Here is a 4,572-nt window from a genome sequence, read left to right as displayed (position 1 = left end):
CTAATTATCCGCCTTGATAGCAAACCCGTTAAAGGCATGACCTTGCACCAGGCTGTTAATATTATGCGCGGCAAGGTCGGCACCGATATTGTTTTAACCATCGTTCGTGATGGAGAAGATAAGCCTTTAGAAATCACCATTACCCGAGACACGATAAAAGTCCAGAGTGTTAAAGGTCGTATACTGGAAGATGGTTATGGCTATATACGTATTTCACAATTTCAGTCGCACACTGGCGAAAACCTGGCTAAACAAATAGGCAAGTTGCGCGAAGAAGGAAAAGGCAAAATTAACGGCCTGATTCTGGATTTACGAAACAATCCCGGCGGAGTACTTAATGCGGCTGTAGAAGTAAGCGATGCTTTTCTCGAAAAAGGCCTCATCGTTTATACACAAGGTCGAGTACCCGATTCAGAATTGAAATTTTCTGCTACACCTAATGAGCTACTTGATGGTGCTCCAATGGTGGTATTGGTCAATGGTGGTTCTGCATCAGCATCCGAAATTGTTGCAGGCGCACTTCAGGACCATAAACGTGCAATTATTATGGGCAGCCAGACCTTTGGAAAAGGCTCCGTACAAACAATTCTTCCGCTTAAAAACAATACTGCCCTGAAATTAACGACCGCGCGCTATTACACGCCTTCCGGCCGGTCTATTCAGGCATCAGGCATCGTACCTGATATTGAACTGGAACGAATTAAGGTTGCCAGTGTCGATGGCGGTGATGGTGTACGGATTAAGGAAGCGGATCTGGCTAGACACCTGGAAAGTAGCGAGGAAAATGGTGACAGTGAAAAAACTGAGCCTACTGACAAAGAAGCCAAAAAGGAAAAAGACAAGAAAAAAGAACTATTAAACCTGGCGCAAAATGATTACCAGCTTTACGCAGCGTTAAATATGTTGAAGGGCTTAACCATCTTACGCCAGTAAACCTGTTTACAGGACGCTGAAAAAGCACAACCAGGACAACATTAATGCCCAATGTTCTCGTTCCACTTGCGCAGGGTTGTGAAGAACTGGAAGCAGTCACTATCATTGATTTGTTACGTCGCGCAGAAATCAATGTGGTGACTGCCAGCCTGAAGAATGAACCGATCCACGCCAGCCGGGGCACGGTGCTAATCGCAGACAAAACCCTGGATGAAGTATTACAACAAGATTTTGATATGGTCGTGCTACCTGGTGGATTACCCGGCGCTGACCACCTTAATGACGACCCCCGTATTCAAGCTCTATTAAAGCAAATGGCTAGCCGTGATAAATTCACTGCCGCTATTTGTGCCGCGCCAAAAGTTTTAGCCACAGCCGGAATACTATCCGGAAAACGAGCCACGAGTTATCCGGGAACCCTTGAGTCACTGGGGCTGAGTGATACCAGCATAGAAAACAATCCCGTTGTAATAGACGGAAAAGTCATCACCTCACGAGGCCCTGGCACTGCTATGGACTTTGCACTGGAATTAATAGAACTACTTATTGGAAAAGAAAAGCGCGTATCTGTTGAGGCAGCGCTCCAGCGACCTTAACGACTGGAACAGCATATATATTTCATCCTAGAATACATCACGCGTTATATGCGCATATCAAGCCACAGCTTTTTTATTACTCTGAACTTCTTCTAAAGGCAATCTCACAGTAAAGGTAGTACCCTGGTTGATTTCGCTATGCACAGTAATAGTTCCTCCGAGCAGTTCGCAATACTGTTTTGTGATCGCCAACCCCAACCCGGTACCTCCATATTTCCTTGTTGTCGAGTTGTCCGCTTGCGTAAAAGGTAAAAATAACCTGGATATATTCTCCTGATCAATTCCAATACCTGAATCCGATACAGATATTGTCAACCATGAACCTTCAGCATTTACAGATAAGTCGATAGTCCCGTTTTCAGTAAACTTCGCTGCATTGCTCAATAGATTAAATAATATTTGTTTCAGTTTAATGATATCTGTATTGATAAACTCAACTCCCACATCAATGTTAACACCCAAAAAATTATTTTTCTTAATGATCATCGGATCAACAAGACTTTTTATTTCTTTAATAAAGGTGTCCAGGTTAACTTGCTCCTTAAATACTTTTAATTCTCCCGACTCAACTTTCGACAAATCCAGTATCTCATTAATCAAATGTAACAAATGGCGTGCCGCGGACTGAATTCGCAACGAGTCCTCTACGCAATCGGAATCAGATTTATCACGTGCGTTTTCTTCAAGTAATTCACTGTACCCTATAATGGCATTTAAGGGTGTTCTGAGCTCATGACTCATATTGGCGAGAAAATGGCTTTTTGCCTTGTTTGACTGGCGCTCACTATCTCTTGCTACAGCAAGATCAATATTTCTACGAATTGCTTTGTCACCGAAACGGACAAACACAAACAAAAATAGATATATAGCACCCAGTGCAATTGATAACACTGTTGCAAATTTTTGCTGACTGTTATTTATTTGTTTATAGACTTCTGTAACATCATTGTATATCTCAAACACTCCTTCCACTTCATAATCGTCAAAATAACGGAGCGGCAAATATGAAGACACAACATATCGATCAACTACGGTATCGCCTCGCCAGGTTAACATCTGCGGTTTAAACTCGGCTTCAGAAATAATCCTGTTTTCCTTATTGGCCACGCTGCCAAGATAATCAGGTGGCATAAGTTTGCCGATCTGCGAAGGATCAGTGGAATACACAACCAGCCCGTTCGCATTGAATATTTTTATTTTTAGTACGTTGGTCCCTTTTATCAAATCAACAACCGGCTCATCCAGCATCGTGCTCAACATTGAAAGTGTGTGTCTTATGTGGGCCTTGTGATCGTGGTTTCCACCCGGATGATTATCGGTTACCGCAACAATATTCCCGATTTGTGGCCATATTACATTCGCCAGTGTTTTAGTTAAGGTGATGGTGTTTTCCTGAGTAAGTTTTCTTACATCCTCAAATGCAACCAGGCGATACATCCACGTCACACCAATCACGGAAATGATAATCCCGGGTATGCCAAGTATTAGGTATATTTTTGTGAGTCGAAACACTGCACCGCAACCAGAAATTTTTACCCCGCACAATACGGCGCAGGATACTGAGGTTATTAATTGAATTTACTAGTAATTTATCGGAATCTGAGTAAATTGGTTTAATAATTAACAACTCACTAAAACGCCTGGTTTAAAAGCCCTAACACCCTGATTCAAAAAGATATAAATACATTACCTTAGAAAAATAATGGATTTAGGCGCTCTACAGAACAAAAAATTGGAGCACGCAGAAGCGATGGCACCACTAAAATGGATGCCACCACCGCCACATACACCTAAGAATTTCCTCGTTAATTAAACCTTTAGAGAAGGTTAGATACTTACTGGAACGTGTAGGAAGTACGGTACTGTTTGCCGTTTATATTAATTGATACGCTGGAGAACTAAACTTGCTTAAGGCTGGCTTACATTGACGACCAACAAATAATCAATTTGTTTATACGACGCCTGCACGAGACCCGTGCCAACATCGAGCGCGGTAACCTTACCTTTGTTGTCAGTCGTATTATCAACCGAAACTATATTGTCAGTGTTGTTAAATATAGTCCACTGTGCATTTTCAGTGACCTCGCGTGAACTACCATCGGTCAAATATTCTTTGAGTACAACCTGCGTCGTCACCCCAACAACTGTATTTAGCGGATTAATTTCGCTGCCATTTGTGTCCTCAAATTGCACGTAAGCAACGACTTCCTCATTAACCGTTAAATTAGTCGTTCCAGTATCGGGATCGGTACCACACGCCGCGGTAATTGTCGTGGTACCAATAGATAACCCGGTAATCTCATTGGGTACTGGTGTGTTAAAATCAGCAATAGTAGACTCACTACTCGTCCAGGTAATATTATCGGTAATTTCTTCCGTTGAATTATCTGCATACGTGCCGGTCGCCACATATGGTAACTTCGCGTTTACAGCGAGGGTTGCGTTCTCTGGCGTTACCGCTACTGATGTCAAATCGTCGGCAGCCGTCACATTAGTATCTGGACTATCTATCCCATCCAGACTGGCTCGAACAGCGATCGTACCGTCAGTTTTTGTATGCAGTAATCCCTTAGTATCAGTGCTGAAGCCATCGCTACCACTTAAGTCCGACCAGCTGACATTATCTGTAATGGGGATAGTATCGCGAGCAACACCATTATAGGTGCCAATTGCTTTTAACTGTATATTCTTACAGGCGGATACCGATAAATCATTGGGCGTATTGGAGTCGGCGAAAATCGCAATGCTATCCAGCGGATCGGATGATGCTGTCAATGAGGTACTTCCATCCAGCGATGACAGGCTGGCAGTAATAGAAACATCACCATCAGCAACTGTGATTACCTTACCGTTGCTATCAACCGTCGCAATTGCATCGTTGGAACTACTCCATGCCACGCTATTAGTAATATTAGTAGTCGACCCGTCAGGGTGATGGCCGATTGCTGAAAATTGATAGGAATAAGTAGTCTTAATTATACCGTCAGCAGGCTCAACAGTAATCGAGGTAATATTGAGCGATGCAAGCCTTACTGCTTCCTTT

Annotated in this window: 4 protein-coding genes; 2 read left to right on the top strand and 2 right to left on the bottom strand. The window is 42.9% G+C overall.

From position 1 onward, the window contains the following. On the top strand, positions 1-933 hold a 933-nt coding region (locus ACWVCM_RS13080; protein WP_455202202.1), incomplete at its 5' end, for a S41 family peptidase. A 44-nt stretch (positions 934-977) separates the two neighbouring features. Further along, on the top strand, positions 978-1,529 hold the full coding sequence (locus ACWVCM_RS13075) for a DJ-1 family glyoxalase III (RefSeq protein ID WP_455202201.1): 552 nt from the start codon (positions 978-980) through the stop codon (positions 1,527-1,529). 57 nt (positions 1,530-1,586) lie between these two features. Here the strand turns inward: ACWVCM_RS13075 and ACWVCM_RS13070 are convergent, their stop codons facing one another. Both ACWVCM_RS13070 and ACWVCM_RS13065 read right to left on the bottom strand, forming a co-directional pair. Further along, entirely contained in the window at positions 1,587-3,041 is a 1,455-nt protein-coding gene (locus tag ACWVCM_RS13070; RefSeq protein ID WP_455202200.1) for a sensor histidine kinase, read from the bottom strand. A 396-nt stretch (positions 3,042-3,437) separates the two neighbouring features. Further along, positions 3,438-4,572, bottom strand: a 1,135-nt coding sequence (locus ACWVCM_RS13065; RefSeq protein WP_455202199.1) for an Ig-like domain-containing protein, incomplete at its 5' end; no start/stop codon positions are given.

This window comes from Kaarinaea lacus (assembly GCF_975902315.1).
The sequence above is the reverse complement of the archived record's forward strand: the minus strand, read 5'-3'. Positions and strand labels throughout refer to the sequence as shown.